General features: G+C 64.8%; 22 protein-coding genes. All 22 read right to left on the minus strand.

The window, feature by feature from the left end; translation table 11 throughout:
- Window positions 1-40: 40 nt before the first annotated feature.
- From NTZ43_07345 to NTZ43_07450, 22 genes are read right to left on the minus strand one after another with little or no spacing between them, the layout of a single operon-like run.
- Window positions 41-1,120, minus strand: coding sequence for a hypothetical protein (locus NTZ43_07345; GenBank protein ID MCX5767019.1), 1,080 nt, complete (start codon window positions 1,118-1,120; stop codon window positions 41-43).
- On the minus strand, window positions 1,117-1,980 hold the full coding sequence (locus NTZ43_07350) for a tetratricopeptide repeat protein (GenBank protein ID MCX5767020.1): 864 nt from the start codon (window positions 1,978-1,980) through the stop codon (window positions 1,117-1,119). The genes NTZ43_07345 and NTZ43_07350 overlap by 4 nt, the downstream gene beginning before the upstream one ends.
- Entirely contained in the window at window positions 1,973-2,482 is a 510-nt protein-coding gene (locus NTZ43_07355; GenBank protein MCX5767021.1) for a chemotaxis protein CheW, read from the minus strand. Before NTZ43_07355 ends, NTZ43_07350 begins: the two co-directional genes overlap by 8 nt.
- A complete protein-coding gene (locus NTZ43_07360) occupies window positions 2,479-2,949 on the minus strand; it encodes a chemotaxis protein CheW (protein MCX5767022.1) in 471 nt (156 codons plus the stop codon). Before NTZ43_07360 ends, NTZ43_07355 begins: the two co-directional genes overlap by 4 nt.
- Window positions 2,946-4,028, minus strand: coding sequence for a chemotaxis-specific protein-glutamate methyltransferase CheB (gene cheB, locus NTZ43_07365; protein MCX5767023.1), 1,083 nt, complete (start codon window positions 4,026-4,028; stop codon window positions 2,946-2,948). Before cheB ends, NTZ43_07360 begins: the two co-directional genes overlap by 4 nt.
- A complete protein-coding gene (locus tag NTZ43_07370; protein ID MCX5767024.1) occupies window positions 4,018-4,497 on the minus strand; it encodes a chemotaxis protein CheD in 480 nt (159 codons plus the stop codon). The genes cheB and NTZ43_07370 overlap by 11 nt, the downstream gene beginning before the upstream one ends.
- Complete coding sequence (locus tag NTZ43_07375; GenBank protein ID MCX5767025.1) at window positions 4,494-5,309, minus strand: protein-glutamate O-methyltransferase CheR; 816 nt, start codon at window positions 5,307-5,309, stop codon at window positions 4,494-4,496. The genes NTZ43_07370 and NTZ43_07375 overlap by 4 nt, the downstream gene beginning before the upstream one ends.
- Window positions 5,306-6,925: a tetratricopeptide repeat protein gene (locus NTZ43_07380; protein ID MCX5767026.1), complete on the minus strand. Its 1,620-nt coding sequence runs from the start codon at window positions 6,923-6,925 to the stop codon at window positions 5,306-5,308. The genes NTZ43_07375 and NTZ43_07380 overlap by 4 nt, the downstream gene beginning before the upstream one ends.
- Window positions 6,925-8,814: a DnaA/Hda family protein gene (locus NTZ43_07385; protein ID MCX5767027.1), complete on the minus strand. Its 1,890-nt coding sequence runs from the start codon at window positions 8,812-8,814 to the stop codon at window positions 6,925-6,927. The genes NTZ43_07380 and NTZ43_07385 overlap by 1 nt, the downstream gene beginning before the upstream one ends.
- A 1-nt stretch (window position 8,815) precedes the next feature.
- Complete coding sequence (locus NTZ43_07390; protein ID MCX5767028.1) at window positions 8,816-9,421, minus strand: GTPase domain-containing protein; 606 nt, start codon at window positions 9,419-9,421, stop codon at window positions 8,816-8,818.
- Between the two features lie 7 nt (window positions 9,422-9,428).
- On the minus strand, window positions 9,429-9,899 hold the full coding sequence (locus NTZ43_07395) for a hypothetical protein (GenBank protein MCX5767029.1): 471 nt from the start codon (window positions 9,897-9,899) through the stop codon (window positions 9,429-9,431).
- Window positions 9,896-10,243 (minus strand): hypothetical protein, encoded by a 348-nt coding sequence (locus NTZ43_07400; protein MCX5767030.1) that lies wholly within the window; start codon window positions 10,241-10,243, stop codon window positions 9,896-9,898. Before NTZ43_07400 ends, NTZ43_07395 begins: the two co-directional genes overlap by 4 nt.
- Window positions 10,240-11,133 carry a tetratricopeptide repeat protein gene (locus NTZ43_07405; protein ID MCX5767031.1) on the minus strand — a complete coding sequence of 298 codons (894 nt, stop codon included), beginning with the start codon at window positions 11,131-11,133 and terminating at the stop codon, window positions 10,240-10,242. Before NTZ43_07405 ends, NTZ43_07400 begins: the two co-directional genes overlap by 4 nt.
- Window positions 11,123-12,172, minus strand: a complete 1,050-nt coding sequence (locus tag NTZ43_07410; protein ID MCX5767032.1) for a DUF4388 domain-containing protein — start codon at window positions 12,170-12,172, stop codon at window positions 11,123-11,125. The genes NTZ43_07405 and NTZ43_07410 overlap by 11 nt, the downstream gene beginning before the upstream one ends.
- A gap of 3 nt (window positions 12,173-12,175) precedes the next feature.
- Window positions 12,176-14,890: a tetratricopeptide repeat protein gene (locus NTZ43_07415; GenBank protein MCX5767033.1), complete on the minus strand. Its 2,715-nt coding sequence runs from the start codon at window positions 14,888-14,890 to the stop codon at window positions 12,176-12,178.
- A gap of 10 nt (window positions 14,891-14,900) precedes the next feature.
- Window positions 14,901-15,512 carry a chemotaxis protein CheC gene (locus tag NTZ43_07420; protein ID MCX5767034.1) on the minus strand — a complete coding sequence of 204 codons (612 nt, stop codon included), beginning with the start codon at window positions 15,510-15,512 and terminating at the stop codon, window positions 14,901-14,903.
- Between the two features lie 2 nt (window positions 15,513-15,514).
- Window positions 15,515-17,470: a chemotaxis protein CheA gene (locus NTZ43_07425; GenBank protein ID MCX5767035.1), complete on the minus strand. Its 1,956-nt coding sequence runs from the start codon at window positions 17,468-17,470 to the stop codon at window positions 15,515-15,517.
- A 43-nt stretch (window positions 17,471-17,513) separates the two neighbouring features.
- On the minus strand, window positions 17,514-17,876 hold the full coding sequence (locus NTZ43_07430; protein MCX5767036.1) for a response regulator: 363 nt from the start codon (window positions 17,874-17,876) through the stop codon (window positions 17,514-17,516).
- Between the two features lie 30 nt (window positions 17,877-17,906).
- A complete protein-coding gene (locus tag NTZ43_07435) occupies window positions 17,907-18,368 on the minus strand; it encodes a chemotaxis protein CheW (protein ID MCX5767037.1) in 462 nt (153 codons plus the stop codon).
- Complete coding sequence (locus tag NTZ43_07440) at window positions 18,343-19,323, minus strand: RluA family pseudouridine synthase (GenBank protein MCX5767038.1); 981 nt, start codon at window positions 19,321-19,323, stop codon at window positions 18,343-18,345. Before NTZ43_07440 ends, NTZ43_07435 begins: the two co-directional genes overlap by 26 nt.
- Window positions 19,295-19,828, minus strand: coding sequence for a signal peptidase II (gene lspA / locus NTZ43_07445; protein ID MCX5767039.1), 534 nt, complete (start codon window positions 19,826-19,828; stop codon window positions 19,295-19,297). Before lspA ends, NTZ43_07440 begins: the two co-directional genes overlap by 29 nt.
- Window positions 19,815-20,234: a TraR/DksA C4-type zinc finger protein gene (locus tag NTZ43_07450; GenBank protein MCX5767040.1), complete on the minus strand. Its 420-nt coding sequence runs from the start codon at window positions 20,232-20,234 to the stop codon at window positions 19,815-19,817. The genes lspA and NTZ43_07450 overlap by 14 nt, the downstream gene beginning before the upstream one ends.
- Between the last annotated feature and the right edge of the window lie 2 nt (window positions 20,235-20,236).

The following is a 20,236-nucleotide window of genomic DNA, read 5'->3' on the forward strand; positions in this document are numbered from 1 at the left end:
CTTTATAGGTGGAGTCAAGCAATCGGAGCACAGTTCACCGTCACTTAATGTTATCCTCATCGGCCTTGGGACGTTCCCCGCCCCCAAATGGCGGCGGATCCGATGTGGTTACTTCCCCCGTCAGGCCGAGCAAAGCCTCCAGCGCGCTCTCCCGTTCCCGGCGGTCCTGCAGCGCATCCGCGGCCTGCATCGACAGGAGACGCCGCCGATCCCGCTTCCTGCGCAACCACCAGAGCGGTCCTAAGACCATCAACATCAGGAGCGTGCCAAACGTCACATCGGCCACGAGGGCCAAAGCTCCGAACCTACTACGGGTATTGGACTTCCAGCGTTGTTCGAATCCGGCCTCGGTAATGCCGTAGGCCCTCCGGAGCGCCTGGTCAAAGGACTCGGTCGAGCGCCAATACTCGAAAAACAGGGTCAACCCACGCTGTGGGTCCAGCGCAGAGAGCTCTGCCACGGCACGCTGCGAAAGGGCGTACCCCTGCTGCGCCCGGGACGACCCGCCCTCGAACATGGGGTCGAGTTCGTCAAGTCCCGGGAAGCGGCGAATCAGCAACGCAATGTTCGTAGCCAACATCTCGTCTCGCCCCCATTCTCCGGCCGAAAATGAGGCATACCCCTCATCAAACCAGCGCGAAGGCCGGGCGCCCATGGCCTCGTGAAGGGCCAAGTGGGCCAGTTCGTGGCGCAATGTCACGCGCGGATCGCCGGCCGTCGAGGGAGCGCGGTGCCCCTGCATGACTATCCGCTGCTGCGCCGGAAACGCGATGGCTGCGCCCCATTCTGGCGCGCCATTTCCGGCCCACTCACGAAACCGACGGGTATCGGGTGCAATCGCGATGACCACGTGTGCGCGAGGACGCACCAATCCCGGAAACGTGTCGCGCGCGAGGGCCTCGCTCAGCATGGACTGCGCGAGCAGCCGATCGCCGGGGAGCGCGATCACCGAGAATCGGCCGCCCGTAATCTGCACGGCATCGGAGGGGGGAACGACACTCTGGGCGTGCGCCCAGCTACGAATCGCGACACTCACGGCAACCACCGCGGCCCGCGCCACACGGAGACCGTGCGTCACGCCGAGCACGCGCGCCAAGCCGAGCACGCGCGCCACACTCACGGCCGCGTCGGCACTCCGCCAGCCTCCACCACCTGCAACAGCTCCTCGCAACGCTGGCCCCATGGATTGAACCTGTTGGCCGCGTGCCCTTTGCGCCACGTCTCTTTGGCGTCGTCCTTCTGGCCATTGAACCAATACGACCGCCCAAGCTCGTAGTACGCCTCAATGAGATTGGGGCCGAGCACGAGCGTCTTCAAGAAGAAATTCTCGGCGTCTTCGTACATCTCACGCTCGAGGTACACGAGGCCCAAGTAGAAGTGCGCATAGAGCGACGCCTTTTTGTCGTTGTCGAGCCGAATGGCTTTCGACAAATGCTCGATCGCCTCGCCGAAGATGTGCTTCTTGAAACAGATATAGCCCACGTTGATGCGCGCCAGCGCATTCATCGGCTCCTTCATGAGCACGACCTGAAAGCTCATCATAGCGTCGTCGAGTTTTTCGTTGAGCATCTGCGCCCAACCGAGGAGGGCGGTGCTCTGCGCATCCCCAGGGGAGAGTTCGAGTGCTCGCTGCAGCGCGGCCTCGGCGCCGTCATAGTCACCAATCGACAGCAGACTCCACCCTTTTTCTGCGAACGTGGACGCACCCAAATGATCGGCGTGCACCACCGGGCGCTCGCCGGCGAACTGCGGTGCCATCGACGCCTTAGCCGCGCCTTCCCCCGCTTTCCATTTGTCCACGAGTTGCTTGACGTCTTCCTTGAGCGCGGTCAGCTCCGAGGCTTGCTGCTCGGCCATGCGAAACAACGCAATGATCTCGGCCTTTACCGCCGCGCGTTCGGCGTCGGCCAATCCGGCGTCGAGCCGACGTTCGAGTTCGGTGTACTGAGCGCGCAGTACGCGCAGCGTTTCGTCAGACATGGTCCGTGGCTCCAGCAACTGCCTGTTCGAGTACCAATCGTTCGCGCGAGGTGAGCAGATGCGCCACGTCGAGCACCACCAGTGTGTCTTCGCCGTCTTTGCCACGGCGCACCAGCGCTTTGAGATATGGCTTGGCGAGTCCGCGGAACAATGCCGGCGGCGGCACCAGCTGTTCCACCGGCACCACAATCACTTCATCCACCGCATCCACGATGGCGCCAATCCAGTCGCTGCCCGCGCTCATCACGAGGATGCGCGCACCCACACGTGACGGCGCCGGCGCGAGTTCAAAGCGATTGCGCAGGTCAATCACCGGCACCACGCGGCCGCTGTAATCAATGACCCCCTCGAGCCAACTCGGCACATTGGGAATCGGACGCGGCGCGGTAAACCGCAACACGCGTTCCACCGCGACGATGTCGGCCGCAAACCGATCCTCGCCCACTCGGAACGTGACGAGTTGCAGGCGTTCGCCGCTCGCGGCGGGGGTGGAGCCGGTCATGCCATGTTCTCCTCTCGCGGCGGCGCGATCCCGGCAGTTCTGCTGAGCAGCGCGTCTACCCGCACCAAGTTCACTAATCCGCCATCCGCACGAGCGCCAATGCACACGCCCGCGAGGACGCCTTCGGCGTCCGCCCCAGCCGGCACGGGCCGGAGCGTGCGCACGTCGAGCACGGCGAGATCATCCACATCATCGACCATTAGCACCGTGCGTGCGTCACCCGCGCGCAGGACGAGCGCGGTGCCTCCCACCCGCCCCACGGCCAGTCCAAACGCCCACGCGCCGTCGAACGCGCTCAGTGTGCGTTCCCGGTGCCGCAGTTGGCCGGCCACGCCCAGCGGAGCGCTCGGCACCCATTCGAGCGACGGCGCATCGATCACCTCTTCGACGTCGGCGACCGCGAACGCAAAGCGTTCATCCCCTACGCGCGCCACCACGTGCAGCTCCTCGAGCGTAGCGCGGGTCATGGGCGGTGCTCCACAGGCCGATGCCGCGCGAGGAGCAGCACGGCGGCGCCCGCCACTTCACTGAGTGGCGCCACACGATCAGCGCCCGCCGTTTCGAGCGCGGCGAGAGGCATGCCGTAAATAGTGGACGTCTCTCGATCCTGCACCACAGCGCCTCCACCGGCGGCGCGCACCGCGGCGAGCCCCGCGCTGCCGTCGCGCCCCATCCCCGTCAGGACCACGCCAACACAGTGGGCACCGAATACCGCCGCTGCCGACTCGAACAGCGGGTCTGCCGCAGGCTTGACGCCCCACACGGCCGGTCCGTCGTGCAACGCGGCCCGCGGGCCTCCGTGCGTCGCCACCACCGTGCAGTGCCGCCCGCCTGGCGCGATATACACATGGCCCGGCCGCAGCAGTTCGCCATCCACCACTTCGCTCACGTCAAGTACAGACAGCGCGTCGAGGCGCTCCGCGAGTCCGGCGGTAAATCCGCGCGGCATGTGCTGCACCACGAGCACGACGGCGTCGAGTGACGCTGGCAACAGCGGAATCACCTCCGCGAGTGCGCGGGGGCCTCCGGTGGATGCCGCAATCACGAGCGCGGTGTGAGCGCCTCCGCTGGCATCCGCACCGCGCTTGGATACGAACACCGGTCGCGCGAGCATAGGCACGCCGCGGAGATTCACCACCGCCGCCGCTAAGAGCGCCTGATGCAGACGTTCCTCGATCTCTGTCACCTGCCGCACACCGGCGGCCAGCGGCTTCCGAACGAAGTCCACCGCACCGAGTTCGAGCGCCCGCAGTGTAGCACTCACCTGCCCCACGGTGTCCGCGCCACTCAGCATGACCACCGCGCGCGGCGATTCGCTCATGATGTAGCCGAGCACCGCGAGTCCGTCGAGACCGGGCATCTCGATGTCGAGCGTGACGATGTCCGGATCGAGGGCATGCACCTGACGCAGCGCGTCCTCACCATCCACGGCGGTACCAATGACCGTGAACTGCGCAAACCGGCCGATCACCTCGCTGATGACGGTGCGCATGAGCGCGCTGTCGTCCACCACGAGCACGGTGCGATGCGGGCGCTCAGAGGACATGCGCTCCTCCCCGCACCGTCCGCACCGTCATCGCCCCAGTGGCCACGTCAAAGCGCACGGTGCGTCCGGACTCTCCGCCCACATCTTCCGCGGCGATTGGCACATCGGCGGCCGCCAGTGCAGCCCGCGCGGCTTCGACGTTGCGCGTGCCCATGCCGTTCGCGCGGCCACCGAGCAGATCCCCAAAAATCCGCGCGCCACCGGCGAGCTTCGCCACAAATGGTCCGCGCGCGCCGAGGGCGCGCATCTCGGTCAGCAACAGTGGCACGGCCGTGGACGCATACTTGGCTTGATTGTCGGACGAACGGCCGACCAGCATGTCGGGTAACAACACATGCGCCAAGCCACCGACCTTCGCCCGCGCATCGTGCACGGCGATCGCCACGCACGAACCCAGGCCGACCGTCACGAGCAGATCGTCGCCGGAGGCCACCGCGTGATGCGCAATGCGCACGAGCTGTTCCATCATCGACGCCGGAATACCCGCTGCCGCTGATCCACCACATCGAACAGCGTGCGCGACGGGCCGAGGAGCGTTTCTACTTTGCCCAGCACCAGCACGCCGCCCGGCGCGAGGGCATCGTGCACCCGCTGCAGCAGCGCCGTTTGCGCGTCACGGTCAAAGTAGATGACCACATTGCGACAGGTGACCAGATGCAGGGGTGCGGCCGGCGGCGCTTCTTGCAGCAGATCATGCCGCGTAAACGTGAGCCACTCGCGCACCGCCGGCACCGCACTGCCGGTCGCGTCGAAGTACCGTTCTCGCAACGCCGCGGGCATTTCCGCGAAGGCCGACTCGGCGTACCGACCAACGCGTGCCGCCTCAAGGGAGGCGCGATCGATATCCGTCGCGACAATGCGCACCCGCGAGCGCCGGTGGAGTTCACCGCGTGCAGTCAGCAGGTCATGCCAGAGCACCGCCAGCGTGTACGCTTCTTCACCCGACGAGCACCCCGCCACCCAGCAGTGCAACTCCGGCGCCGGCGAGTCCCACAAGGCAGGCAGGAGCTGCTCGCGCAAGTACAACCACGTTTCCGCGTTGCGGAAGAGTTTTGTGACGTTGATCGTCAGCGCGTCAATCAGTTGATCGTACTCCGCGGGGTCGTCGTCGAGGACATGGCTATAGGCCGCATAATCCTCGGTGCCTCGCGCACGCATCCGCACCGCAATGCGCCGGCGGAGGCAAGTGCCCTTATAGCTCGCCGTGCCAAACCCGCGATCGCGCGCGATTTTGTCGGTGAGCGCGAGAAAGGCTTCCGCGTCGGCGAGCGGTTCGCTCACGACTGCGCCTTAGCCGCCGCGAGGTTCTGGCGGATAATCGCGTTGTCGGGGTCGAGCACAAGCGCACGTTCCCAGCAGCGAATCGCATCCGCTCGTTCGTTGCGACGTAAGCGAATGTTGCCCAGCTTGAACCACGCGTCGGGTCCGATCTGCTCATTGAACTTCACGGCGCGCTGGAAGGCGTCGTACGCTTCATCAAAGCGCCCGCTCCGGTACAGAGCGTCACCAATATTTTTGTGAAGCTGCGCGATACCAGGCTCTTCGATCGCGCCACGCTCCGCGGCCGCAAGCGCCTCTGGGTACATCCGCTGCCGGTCCAACGCGACCGACAGATTGTTGTACAGCACCGCCGCATGTGGGTAGCGCTCCGTGCCCTCTCGCAACAGCGCCACGGCATCGTCCGCACGCTGACTGAGCCACGCCTCGAGCGCGGCGTAGTGGTACCACGCCGCCGTGGGTCTGCCATCGCCGAGCAGTTCCCGCGCGTGCGCAAAGGAGGCGCGGGCAGTGCCCAGATCACCCTCGCGCAACGCGAGCACGCCGAACGACGTGTGCACGCGCGGATCGCCCTCGGCGCCGCGCGCCACGGCTTCTTGTAACGCCGCGCGCGCCTTGGCGTACTCTCCACGCCGTTCGTGCGCGTACGCCAGGTTGTGATACACCCACGGTGAGGCGCCGCGCGAATGCGTGGCGGCTTCGAAATCGGCGATCGCGTCGTCCCAGCGCCCGAGTCGCAGATGGACGAGCCCGACAATAAACCGCGCCTGCAGATCGCCGGGGCGCAGCTCCACCACGCGACGGAACTCGCGCTCCGCTTCGTCGAGCATGCCGGTTTTGAAAAATGCGATGCCGAGGTTGCGATGCTCCTCCACGCGCGTATCGGGCGCCGTGACCTCGGAGGTTTTGGTTTTTCCGACGCGATGCAGAAAACCCGCCGTCGCAAGACCGTAGAGCGCCTTCCCCACATCGAATTCAATAAGCCCCGACTCTTCAACGATCGCCGCCACATCCAAACGTCCGTCAATCAGCGGCAGAATCAACTCCTGTTCCTTGGAGAGATTGCCGCGATTTTCTTCGAGCTTCCGCCGGTCGAGATCAAACACAATATCGAAGGACGGAATCTTCTTCTCGATCAGCCCCCACTCATCCACCCGTCGCGCACCCTCGAGCAACAGCGACTCGGGATTGATCGACACGAGAAAGTCCTGCTCTTCTGGGCTGAGGTCGGCCTCAAAGTTGAACGTTCCCTGCGACCAGGTGAACAGGAAGTAGACGGCCTCTTCGATTTGAATGCGGATCTGCCCGTGCAATCCCTCGCGCGAAATGATGCCGAGCGACACCAGCACATCCCCGAGCCGCTTGTCGCGCTGTTTCGACTGCGCGTCAATCGCCTGCTGGAGTTGTCCCCCGGTAATCACTCCGCTCTTGAGCAGGATATCGCCGAGCCGGTCGCGCCGATTCACGATCGCGGCGTAACAAATCTTTCCCTTGTCGAAATAGATCGAGCCAAAGTTGTTGCGATGCGTCACCGACAAGCAGCCGGTTTTCTTGCCCATCGAGAGGAGCTGCAGGACGTCGGGGAGACTGGCTTCCTTGAGACTGCCGCGAATGGCCATTAGCGGAGATCCTCAACGATGCGCGCCGAGACGTCGGGCCATTCCCAGACGAGCTTTTCGGCATCGAACATCAACGAACGACTCGAGCGCGTCGCATTGCCCACGGAGTGGACGCCAGCAAAGGGCGTGGCAAGCCCCAACTCCGCGCGCGCCAACGCCGCATTCACCGGAACGCCAGTGGCGTCCGCGGCCACACCGAGCCGATTCACAACGCCAATGATTTCACGCACACTCTGCACCGGCTGCTCGGCCAACACGGCGAGCAGCGCGGCATCGGCATTGCGCCCGGCATCCGCCAAATACTTGGCAAAGAGTCGTTCACGCAACGAACGGTCCGGCGCCTGAATGGGCACCACTAGTCCGCCCTCAAAGCGCGAGCGTAAGCGCGCTTCGAGATCGGGAATCTCCGCCGGCGGACGATCGCTCGTCATCACGATCTGCTTGCCAGCCGCGACGATGGTGTTGAAGAGCAAGAAGAGTTCTTCCTGCGTCCGCTCCTTCCCCGCCACAAACTGCACATCATCAATGATCAAGGCGTCGGCGTTGCGGTAGCGAATGCGCCAGCGCTCCACCGATCCACCCTGAATGGCCGCAATGAGTTCATCCACGAACTTCTGCGCGTGCACGTACGCCACGACTTTCGGCGCCGCACCTGTTCCGGTGAGCGTATTGCCGATGGCGTTGAGCAGATGCGTTTTGCCCACTCCGCTCGGGCCATAGAACACGAGCGGGTTGTATTTCGTGCCGGGTTCGGCGATCACCGCATCGGCGGCGTGCACCGCGAGCTGGTTGGAGGTGCCCACCTCAAATGCGGAGCGCACGAACGACGGACTCGGCCCCTCGGGCGGCGTGGCGCCGGCGAGCGCGCGTTCGACCAGATCCTCTGCCTCCGCCATGCGTTCGGGATCGCGAAAGACGGCCTCGCCGCCGAGGGCCGGATCCACGCCGGTGGCCGTCAGTTCAAGATTCCGCAGATGCTCCACGGCCGCTTCGAATGTCTTCAGCAGCCCGTCAACATCCGGCTCCTTCGGGAGCGAGAGCGCCCGCTCAATAACCCGCGTGCGGTAGCCTTCCCCACGCCAATGCTGCACCGCAGCTGACAATCGCGACTGCCATGACTCCAGCTGCTGCGCTACATCCTTCGACACATCGGAGAGGAAACTTTCAAACTCGCCAAGGGACCGACCCTCGGGCTCTGCCGACGTCGACGCAGGGGCACTATCGGCGCCGATCGCCTGATGCGCCACGAGCCGGTTGAGCGCGCCCTGCAGTTCACGAACGCTCGAAAAACTGAACGCTGCCAACTCCTCGAGCACGCCCTCCTTGAACGAGAGCTGGCGCTCGTCGCAGTTGGCGCGGAGAATCGCCATGCGCGTCTCAAACTCCGGCGCGGTCACATCCGCAATCAGGCCGCCACTCAGGCGACTGACGAGCCGCGCGTCCACATCGGGGATCTCCGACGGCGGACGGTCACTCGTCAGCACAATCTGACGGCCCGCGCGTTGCATGCGCTCGAACAACTTCAGCAACTCGGCCTGCACCTCCCGATGGCCGGTCAGGAACTGCACGTCGTCAATCAGCAGCAATCCCACCCGCTCGTAGCGGCTCGAGAACGCGTCGAGGTGCCCCGCGGACGTCGCGGCAAGGAGTTGCTCCACAAAGTCCAGCAGCGACAGGTACTCAACATCAAGACCCGGGTGCAGCGCTTCACTCAGATGACCGATCGCCGACAACACGTGGGTCTTCCCCAGCCCCGTGCCGCCGTAAATGAAGAGCGGGTTGTACACGGCACCCGGCGACTCCGCCACCGCACGCGCGGCCGCGACGGCAAGACGGTTGCCCGCCCCCACCACGAGGTTGTCAAACCGGAGCCGCGAATCAACACGCACGCTAGAAGCGCCCCCCACCCGCCGCGCTCAACTTGCGCAGCACCTGTTCCGACACGGCACGCAACGTTTCGAATACGCCGGGGCCATGCAACGCATCCGCCCCAAAACTCGGCACGCCACGAAAGTTCAGCTGGTCATCGAGCTCGGGCACCGTCAACAGCACCTCTGGCGGCAGATCCTGTTTGTTGTACTGCAGCACCAGCGGCATCGTGCGCGCATCAATGCCGTATTCCGCCAGATTCGCGTGCATGTCCTGCATCGACTCAATATTCTCATCCATTTGCCGCGCCTGGCTGTCGGCCACAAACACTACTCCGTCCGCGCCTTGCAGCACGAGCTTGCGGGTGGTCTGGTAATACACTTGGCCGGGCACTGTATACAATTGAAACCGCGTTGAAAAACCGGAAATGGTGCCGAGGTCGAGCGGCAGAAAATCAAAGAACAGCGTACGATCGGTCTGCGTGGCCAGGGACACCATCTGTCCTTTGCGGTCAGCCGGTACCTGCCCATAAATGTAGTGCAGATTCGTCGTCTTTCCGGACCTTCCAGGGCCGTAGTAGACGATTTTGCACGTGATTTCGCGCGACGCGTAGTTGACCAGGCTCACGGTTGCCTCATGCTCGGCCGAACATCACGGCAAGGTTGCGATTGAGCTCGCTTTCAAAGTTCTCAGCGAGTGCGGCGGGCTCGGCGTCGGCGCTCGGCGCTACAGCCGCCACGTCACGGCAAAACTGCTGGAAGAACAACTGCACCAGTCCCAGCGAACTTTCTTCGTCGAACACCGCGAACAGAATGAGCGGAGTCGCCTGCGTGAGAACCGTCGCGCGAAAGAACTGCCGAGTGGTCCCCACATAATGCACACCGCTGAACGGCTGGCCTTCCAACTGACGGCCGAGCTCGGCCGACGACGCATGCGCCGCCGCGGCGAGAGCGCACGCGGTCATCACGTCGACCGAACGCGCAAAGCCAAACTGCCCGAGCACCTGCCCTGTCGGGTGCAACAGCACGCCCAGCTCAAGCCGCGCGTCGGACACCAGCTGACGCAACGGCGTCTCTACCCAGGTGGCGGCAACGGAGAGTTTCATGCGAACAGCTCCAGCGCACGCAACATCTCCACACGCACCAAGCCCACATTCACCATCGGCTCTGCAATCACGACGAGCACGAGTTCGTTGCGCCCCACGGCGCACACGCGACCCGCGTCGGCCGTGAGTTCAAAGAAGGCCGCCTCACCAAATCCTGCTGCCAACGCCGACCGGCGTGCTTTGCGATACAACGATGCCGTCAGCGCGGCGAACGCGGTGCCGTTGAGTCCAATCTGAAGATTGGCTTCCACGATCATCCCGTCGCGCTCGCCCACCACAAAGCACCCCGACACCCCGCGGTGACGGATGAGGGCGCTGAGCACGCCGGCGAATGGACTGCTCACGTCCCCGTCTCCAGCCAGCGTCCCACGCGCTCAAGCGAACGCTCGAGGAGACGTCGCACGTAGCCCAAGGGCACGCTGCGCGGCGATGCCACGAGCAACACGCCATCCACACTCGGCGCCATCGCGACACTGGCCGCCTCCGACTCAAAGACGATCTGGTGCCACGCGCCAAGTCCAAGGTGCCGTACCGCGCGCGCGGCCTCGTCGCTGATGCCGGACAACTGCGCGCCTAAATCTGCCCCGAGATCGCGGCCGTCGGCGGTCACATACTGCCCCGCCACCACGAACCCGTCGCGATCAATCAGCAGCACGGTCTGCGGTTGGTCCCCGATCACCGCGTCGAAGAGGGCGCGGGCGTCAGAGACTTGCGCGCTCGCCCTGACTGTCGGCGCGGTCTCCCACGCGCCATCCGGTAGGGCCGACGCGTTGTCGCCCGACGCATCGCTCGCCGCATTGCCCGTCGTATCCGCTGTCGCCTCGCCCGCCGCGATGGTCGCGCGCACGGTCGCGAGCGCCGCCGCGAGCGAGTGATCGCTCGGATCGGCGGCAAGCGCGGCGGCGAGCCAGAGCGCCGCATGTTCGAATTCGCCCTGTTGGAAGCAGAGGAACCCAAGGCCCTTCTGCGCCGCAGCATCGCTCGGCGAGAGGTGCAACACAAACTCCCACTCGGCGCGCGCGCGCGCGAAGTCGCCCATATCAATGGCAATGCGCGCCAGAAGGTCGTGTGCATCCGGACGCTGTTGATGCCGCTCAGCCCCGCGCGTCGCCACCTTGAGGGCTACGTCCAACTGTCCCCGACGGCGCAACGTCTCCCCTAACTGCAGGAAGACCGTGCTCGACGGGTCAGCCGCCAGCGCGTCGCTCAGCGCGCGGATGTCGTCAGACGCCATGCCACTTCTCCAGCATTGCCTGTAGACGCGCGGCGGCGTTCATCCCGTCACGAATCTCGTCGGCCTGTTGGTGCAACGGACGTTCAGCCAGCACGCGCGACCACGCGTCCGCGGCACCACGGAAATCTGCCTGACGGAGCAACGAAAAGCCCAGCGTCAGGTCGTCGGCTGGCGACCGTTGACCGGCCGCAGAAACCAGTGGCGTCACCGCCGCAGTGACCACAGGCGTCACGGCCGCAGTCACCACAGGCGTCACAGCCGCAGTGACCACAGGCGTCATCAGTGGAGTCTGCACGCGCTCCACCGGCTGCACCGATGCCCCGCTCGCCATCCGCAGTTCCACGACGCCGGTGGTCACGAGCCCGTACACCACCTTGGCCACTTCAAAGTCGCTGCGGCTCAATTCCGCAGCAATCGACCGGAGATCGTGCTCACCGTCAATCCGCGTGAGCACCTCCCACTCGCTCGGCAACAGGTCGAGCTGAGGTCCACCGTCATCCGCGACCGGCGCAAACGTCGGCACCGCAGACAGACTCGGCACACGATCCGAAATGCGCGACCATTCATCAATCCGGCGCGCTCCTTCCATCATCAACGACTCGGTGCCGATCTCCACCGTCGAGCCGGCGCCCACCGGCCCTTCTTCAAAGCGGAAGAACCCTTCCCCCCACGACAACAGCTCAAACACCACCGCCTCAATCTGCAATCGCATCTGCCGCTCGAGTTCTTTGCTCGACAGCGCGCCAGACTCCACGAGAATCTCACCGAGTCGTCGGTCGTCACCGGCATCCGCCTGCGCCAACCGGGCATTTTCGATGTCGGCCTTCGTCACCTTGCCCGCGCGCAGCAGCAGTTCGCCAATGCGGTGCGGATTACTGCGAATCGTGGCGCCCACCACACGACCACGCGCGAAGAGGACCGTCCCTTCGTTGTCGCGCAGCTCCGAGGTCACGGCCAACGTTCCCGTCTTCCGGCTCAGATCGAGCAACTGAAAGACATCGTGTACGCCAAGTTCCTTGAGCGGTCCTTCGATGGCCATGGCTCAGCCCTCCCGCGCGCGATCGCCGAACACGGTGAGCAGATCACCGGCCGTACGCGCGTCGCGGCGTGCACGACGGGCGAACTCGCCGGCGGGCTCCAGATCGCTCACGCGCGTCCACTGCGCGACGGCCTCGCGGTATCGTTTTTGTTCCGCGAGCAACACGCCGTCGTAATAGATCGCTCCCACGTGATCGTGGTCGAACGTCAAGATTCGATGGAACGCCTTCGCCGCGTCCTGCGGACGCCCAATCTCAATCAACGTCTCGCCAAGCGAGAGCAGCCCATCGAAGTTGTACGGATCACGCACGAGCAGTTCGACCAGTAACGTGAGCGCATCGCGCGGACGACCCGCCAGGCGCCGCAGCGCGGACAGCTCGAGGATCGCTTCGGTATACGTCGGCACCGCATCGAGGGCCGCGAGCAGATGCAACTCGGCCTCATCCCACGCCTGCCGTTGCGAGAGCAGACGGGCGAGATCAAAGCGCACGGCCGCAAAGTCGCCGTCCAGTTCGAGGGCGTGACGATACGCCGCAATCGCTCCCTCAATGTCACCGAGCGATCGCGTGATATTGCCCATCCAGCGCAACACGTCAGCCCGAGCCGGTGCTTGCCGACGTGCCTGCTCGAGCACCTCGAGCGCCGCCGCGGGATCACCCGCCTCAAACCGGCAGCTCGCGGCAAGGAGCATCGCGTCCACATCCGTTGGGGTCGTGGCAAGCACCAAGTCGGCCGCATCGCGCGCTTCGGCACCCCGCCCCAGCATCAGCAAGGCTTGCGCCTCACCGCGGAGCGCTCGCCCGTGCTGCGGATCGGACTGCCGCGCCGCGCGATACCGCTCGAGCGCGTCACCAAAGGCGCCTTGGCGGCACAGAATGTCGCCGAGCAACGCATTGCCGTCGGCCGGCGCACTACCGCGCGCGAGCGCGCGGCTCGTTTCCGCGCGCGCACGATCGAGCATGCCCTTGGTGAGATAGTCCGCCGCCATCGCGTAGGGATCCGCTTCCGCTGGCGTTTCGAGCGCGCTCACCGATTCCTGTGCCGGCTTGAGCTCTTTGAATAGCGAATCCAGGAGCTGCGGGTCAAAGGCGAAGGTCTCGACGTCGCCACTCAGCCGCTGCTCGCCGCCCAAGTCAGGCACCACTTGGAAGTCGGCGTCTTCGTACTCGAGGTCAATCGCCAACTGAAATTTCTGCGGCACGTAATAGGAGTCGAGCTCAAGGGCACGCTTGGTCTCCCGTAGCGCGCCTTCGAAGTCTCCGAGGTTCGAAAGTACAAAGCTCAGATTGTAGTGCGCTTCCGCGAGGTCCGGATTGGCCTGAATCGACCGCGCGAACGCATTCCGTGCATCCTCATACTTTCGCAGTTCCGACAACACTAACCCAACGCCGTTCCACGCCGTCGGCTGCTCGGGCTCGCTGTTCAACACCTGACGATACGCCTCGAGCGCCAGCTGATACTTCCGACCCTTCGTGAGGAGGAGCGCGAGATTGAGACGCGCCTTGGTAAACGAGGAACTCACGTCGAGCGCGGCGCGGAACGCGTCTACCGAGTCGTCGTGATTGCCGTCGTGATACCGAGCTACCGCCAGGTTATTGAGCGCGAGCGCGTAGCGAGGATCCGCCACGAGTGCCTGCTGATAGCTCGCCGCCGCGTCGGCATATCGCCCCGCCTGATGCAGCGCGACCCCGCGCTCGTTCCAGAGCTTGGGACTGTCGGTCTGCTCCGCGACCAACGCGTCGTATAGCACGAGGGCCGCCGCTGGGTCTTTGCGCAACAGGCAGAGTTCGGCGAGCGCTTGCCGTACCAGCGCCTGATCTTCGCCGCGCTCAAGGGCGAGCGTGTATTCCCGCTCCGCCTCTACCAGATAGCCCTTCTGCCGATACGCGAGCCCGAGCGAGTAATGCGCCAGCCGCTCCCCTTCGGCCACCTGCATCAGCCGCTGCGTCTTCCGCTCCGAATGCCCCGGCAGCAGTTCTTCGTATTTCTGCGCGTTGTACTGGTCGATCGACAAGTTCGCCTGCGCGCGCGACAAGGTCGGATTGAGCTGAATCGCCCGCTTACTCGCCGCGCGCGCTTCGTCCGGCCGGCCGAGTTCACCATACACAAACCCGAGCAGGAAGAGCGCGTCCGGATTGTCCGGATTCAGCTCAATCGCACGCTGCAACTCCACCAGCGCGTCCTCGGCCCGCCCCTGATTGTACAGGACTTCGCCGAGGTAGAAGTGGGTCAATGAACTCGCGGGATCAAGCCGCAACGCCTCCTCGAGCCAGGCCATCGCGTTGCCCAGACTGCCATTCGCCTTTTCGGCCAACGCCAGTTGCACGATCGCCGCGAGGTCACCGGGGTTATGGTGCAGCAACGCCGTAAATTCCACGATCGCCTCATCGGCGCGACCGAGGAGCGCACACGCACGCCCCAGCTCCCAGCGCGCGTCGCGGTCATCCACACGCTGCCGCAAGCGCTCGCGCAGTTCGCCCACTCGGCGGTCGTAGAACCCGGTGTTGAAGTACGCCACCTCGAGGTTGCGCTGCGCGACCTGCATTTTAGCGTCAAGTTCGAGCGCCTTCGTGAACGCGGCGACCGCCTCTTCGTGCAACCCTTTGTTGAAGTACAACACGCCCAAATTGTTGTGCGCACCGGCATCGGACGGATCAATGCGGCGCGCGAAGCTTAGCAGCGTCGCGCGATCGCGTTCAGATCCATGCGTCTCCGCCATCAACGCGCCGTCAGTCGACGCGGATCGCGCGCAAAATGGCGTGCAAGCTCGGCACGTCCGGCATCAGCAAAAAGAAGCCGCGGAGCCGCTCGCCATTGTCCGCCAACTGGAACTCACTCTCCACACAGAACACCGCGTCGTGATCGCGCGCGACTTCCATGAAGCTCGTGTTGAGCACAGCGTCGCTCATGTCCACCGCCAACGACGGCGGAGAGGGCAACAGAATCATCCCGAGGAACTCGCTCAGGGCATTGAGATACGCCGCGCTGAGAATGTTTCCGGCTTCCTTGATCGCCGATTGCTCAATCACGCCGAGCTCCGTCACCGGCTTGTTCATCATGAGGCCCGCCACGCGCAGCGCGGTCTGCCGCGAAAACACGAGCATCGTGAGCCCCGTGAGATCGCCCAGCATACGCATCAACACCGCCGCGACCGGCTCCTCCCCCGAATCAATATGATTGGGCACGTCGGACAGCGGGGTGATGGTCAGTCGCGGCACGCTGATCATGATGCGCTGCGTCGTCATTTGCGATAACGCCGTCGCGGCGTGTCCCGCGCCGATGTTTGCGACTTCGCGCAGCGCGTCAAGCTGAAGCGGTGAGAGTTGCCGGATGTCGTCCACCGTCACGTCCCCTGAAAGAGGCTACCTACGTCTACGATCAGCGCGGGTGCGCCGTCGGCGAGAATCGTCGCGCCACTGAACAACGCCAGTCCATCCCGCGGGGCGTCGAACTGCTTGACCACGATCTCTTGCTGTCCCAGCAACTCATCCACGACGAGCCCCGACCGACGCTCTCCGCGCTCAATCACCACAATCTCGCGCGCATCACCGGGCTCGCCCTCCTGACGCACGACCTGCCGTAAATCGAGCAGCGGCAGCACTTCGTCGCGCAGCACCAGCACATCGCGCCCCTTCACCTGCTGCACCGCTCCGCCGCCGTATTCCAGCGTCTCGCGCACATGGGTGAGCGGCAACGCATAACACTCCGTTCCCGAACGGGCGAGCAACGCGCGCACAATCGCCAGCGTAATCGGCAACCGCACGGTGATCGTGGTGCCCGCGCCGGGCGCGCTCCGCAAATCCACCGACCCACCCAGCGCACGCACCTTGGTCTGCACCGCGTCCACCCCCACACCACGCCCCGAAAGCTCTGACACCTGCTCCGCCGTTGAGAACCCGGGGTGTGCAATACACCGAAGCAATTGCTCGTCGTCGAGTTCACGCACCGTCGCGTCCACCAGGCCGGTCGCCTTCGCGCGCGCGAGCACCTTGGCGCGATCAATCCCGCGGCCGTCGTCGCTCACACGAATCAGCACCGACGCACGATCGCGTGCGGCGCTCAACACCAACCGACCCGCCGCTGGTTTTCCCGCGGCGACCCGCACATCCGGTGTTTCGATGCCATGGTCCAGTGCGTTGCGCAGCAAGTGCACCACCGGCTCACCAATCTCGTCGAGCAACGAACGATCGAGTTCAATGTCCTTGCCTTCGATCACAAAATTCACGTCTTTGCCGAGTTGACGCGCCGCATCGCGCACGAGACGCGGAAAACGGTCGAACACCTGCCACACGGGCACCATGCGCGCCGTGATGATTTCCGTCTGCAGTTCCGCGATTAACCGCGACGCCTGTTGCAGCGTGTCATCCAACGCCGCGTCGCCGATCCCCGCCGACAACTGCAGCAGGCGGCCGCGCGCGATCATGAGTTCGCCAATCAGATTCATCAACGCGTCGAGACGCGACAGATCCATGCGCACAAAGCGCGTCGCGCGAGAGGCCGCGCGCACCGCTGCGGCTTCGCCCTCGCGGACTACTTCGATCGTGGCGCGCGTACTGCGACGCACCTGCCCACTCGCATCCACCTCCACCTGCGCCACCTCGCCCGCGCTACGCACCGCGGCCTCGATCTCGGCCACCGTCGCCGTCGTCACGAGGCGCAACGCAAACGCTTGTGGCGTGGTCGCCTCGCGCAGCACCTCTTCTGCGGGCGACGTCGCCATGACGTCGCCGATCGCACGCAATTTTTCGACCGCCAAATAGGCGCGCACGCCCGGGAGGATCGCGTCCGCACTCTGCCGCACGCGCACGATCACCCCAGGGCCGTCGAGCGGATCGGCCGCGGCGACCTCCACCAAGGCGCCGATTCCCGCCGTCGCATCCAACGGCACGGCGCGAAACTCACCGGTGCCCGTTCCGCCCGCCACATCGTGGAGCCGCTGCAACGCCGCGGTCATCGCCGGCGTGGCCTGCGAGCTGTCGGACGCAGAGTCGAGTCCACTCTCAAAGGCATCGGCCGCCGCAAAAAGCGCATCCATCAGCGCCGGCGAGTGCGCCTGCTCCCCACGCCGCACGCGGTCGAGCAGCGACTCCAGTTCGTGCGCGAACTCGGCGACCGCATGGTAGCCCATCGTCGCGCACATCCCTTTGACGGTGTGCACCGCGCGAAACACCGCGCTCAGGGAATCCTGATCGTCGGCGCCGCCCTGCTCCAACAGGAGCAGACTGCGATTCATGGTGGCAAGCTGCTCTCGGCTCTCGGTCCGAAAGAGCTCCGCGTACCGTGCCGGGTCGAGGCTCATCGAATCCCGCCAGTGCGCGCCGGCCCGGGGGGGCGGCGCACGATCACCCCAACACCCGCTGCACGGCCTCGAGTACACGACTGGGCTGGAACGGCTTCACCACAAAATCCTTCGCCCCCGCCTGAATCGCCTCCACCACAAGCGCCTGCTGCCCCATGGCGCTGCACATCACGACTTTCGCGTTCGGATCGAACTGCGTAATGGCGCGCACGGCATCAATGCCACCCATATCCGGCATCACGATGTCCATCGTCACGAGGTCGGGGCGCAGCAACTTGTACTTCTCGACCGCCTGAGAACCCGTCTCGGCCTCGCCGACGACTTCAAACCCCGCCTGCTGCAGAATGTCGCCGACCATCGTCCGCATGAAGATCGCGTCGTCGCAAATCAGGACCGTCGGAGCCATAATCGCCTCACCCGTTTGTGGAGTTTCGCGCTAGCCCGCGAGCGCTTCGCGGGCAATCGCGTCCATGTCACACACCAGCGCGCTCTCGTCACCCACCACTCCAACCGGCACGAGCGCCCGCACCACTCCGTCCGCATTGCGGAGCGCATCCACCGGCTCCAGCGCCGTATCGGCCACCGCACGCACATCGCGCACGGAATCCACCCGCAGCCCAAAGCGCTTGCCGCCACCCTCCACGACGATCACCGACCCGACGCCGTCGACCGAGCGCGGCGCGCCAAATCGGACCGCGAGATCCATCACCGTCAACAACGTGCCTCGCACGTTGATCAGCCCCATCACCCATGCCGGTGCGCCAGGCAAACGCGTTGCAACGCGCGCGCCCACAATCTCCCGCACCACCGACAAATCACAGGCGCACAACCGCCCCGCTGCCCGAAAAAGCAGCAGGCGTTTGACGTCCAGATCAGCCGTCGACTCTATAGAAGCCAAGGTACTCCAAGGGATCGGGGTGGGCAATTAACTCCGGCATCTCGGAGATGGCCCCCAACGACGTCCGTAAATCGGCCGGGAGCGACGACCGAAAGTCCATCGCCTCCCCGGTGACCGGGTGCTTGAACACGAGCCAGGCGGCGTGCAGAAAATGGCGCTTGGCCGGCAGCTCCACGAGCCGACGCGCTCCGCCTCCCCCGTACGTATCGTCCCCCACCACAGGGTGGCCCACCGACGTCAGATGCACGCGAATCTGGTGCGTGCGCCCGCTGTGCAGATGCGCGCGCAGAAAATCACACGACTGAAACCGCGCCAGCCGCACGAAATCGGTGCGCGCATCACGGCCCGCGAGCGCGATCGCCATCTTGGTGCGGTCATTCGGGTCGCGCCCAATCGGTCGGTCCACCGTCAAGCTGTCGCCGTCCAGGTGGCCCCAGCACATCACGGCATAGCGGCGCGAGACCCGCCGCTCCGAAATCGCCTTGGAGAGAATGCGATGCGAGCGGTCAGTTTTCGCGACCACGAGCAGCCCGCTCGTGTCCTTATCGAGCCGGTGCACGAGCCCGGCGCGCTCTTCGCCGCCCCCTTCCGCCAATCCCTGCCCGCGCCCCATGAGCGCGTTCACCAGCGTGCCGGTCCAGTTTCCCGGCGCCGGATGCACCACCATCCCCGCTGGCTTATCCACCACCAGCAGTTCGTCGTCTTCAAAAATAATGTGAAGCGGAATGTCTTCGCCCACCACCGGTCGTTCCGTGGTCGTGGTCACCGTCGCCGAGATCGCGTCACCGGTTTCGGTGCGATAGCTCGCTTTTTGTGCTCCGTCATTGACGAACACTTTCCCCGTCGCGATCAGCGTCGCGGCCATGGTGCGAGAAATGTCGAGCCGGCGCGCCACCAGAACATCGAGGCGTGTGCCGGCATCTTCGTCAACTGATAACTGGTGTGTCGTGTCCATGAACGGGCTCCTGCGCCGGCACCGCAGCGTCCTCACGCCACAACACCGCCGCCAACAGGATGGCGCCGCACGTCACGGCGATGTCGGCGACATTGAAGGTCGGCCAACGCGACCCACCAATGCCGATATCGATAAAATCCACCACGCCTCGCACCGACCGCATGCGATCGACGAGGTTTCCCACCGCGCCGCCACACACGAGCCCCAACGCCACTACGCGCCGGAGATCGTCTGCGCGTGTCGCGCGAAACATCCGCCACAACACCAGCAGCGCGCCCAACGCCAGCGCGCTGAAAATCCAGCGCGACTGTGCCCCCACATGCAGCCCAAAGGCTGCACCGGGGTTGTAGACCAGCGTCAGTCGCACCACGCTGCCCCACACGTCGTGCGGCAGATACGGTGGCAGCAAACGCGCCGCCGCCGCGTCTTTCGTGAGGAGGTCCGTCACCAACACGGCCCCCCCGACGCCCCAGAACAGCGGGGCGTGACGACTACTTCTTGGCATCTTCCTCACGTTGTTTGCACTCAAAACAAAACCGCGCATGCGGCAACGCATCGAGCCGGTCAAACGCAATCTCGCCACGGCACTGGTGGCACATGCCGAATTCGTCGGGCTTGCGGTAGAGACGACGCAGCGCCTGATCCACGTGCCAGAGGAATCGTCCTTCCTTCGACGCAAAAAGAAAGGCCTTTTCGCGTTCCATGGCATCGGTGCCCTGATCCGCCATATGGAACGAGTAGGACGAGAGATCGCCATCGGCGCCCTGCGGCGTCGAACCAAACGTTTCGTCGAAGTGCCCCAGCTCCTTCAGGACGCGCTTGCGTTCGTCCAGCAACCGCTTCTCGAAGTAGTTGAGCTGCTTCTTCGGCATCGGCTTGAACTTCTTCTCACCGCCAGTGGCTCCAGCCATCG

This window comes from Gemmatimonadota bacterium (assembly GCA_026387915.1).
In the GTDB taxonomy this organism is placed as follows: Bacteria; Gemmatimonadota; Gemmatimonadetes; order Gemmatimonadales; family Gemmatimonadaceae; genus Fen-1231.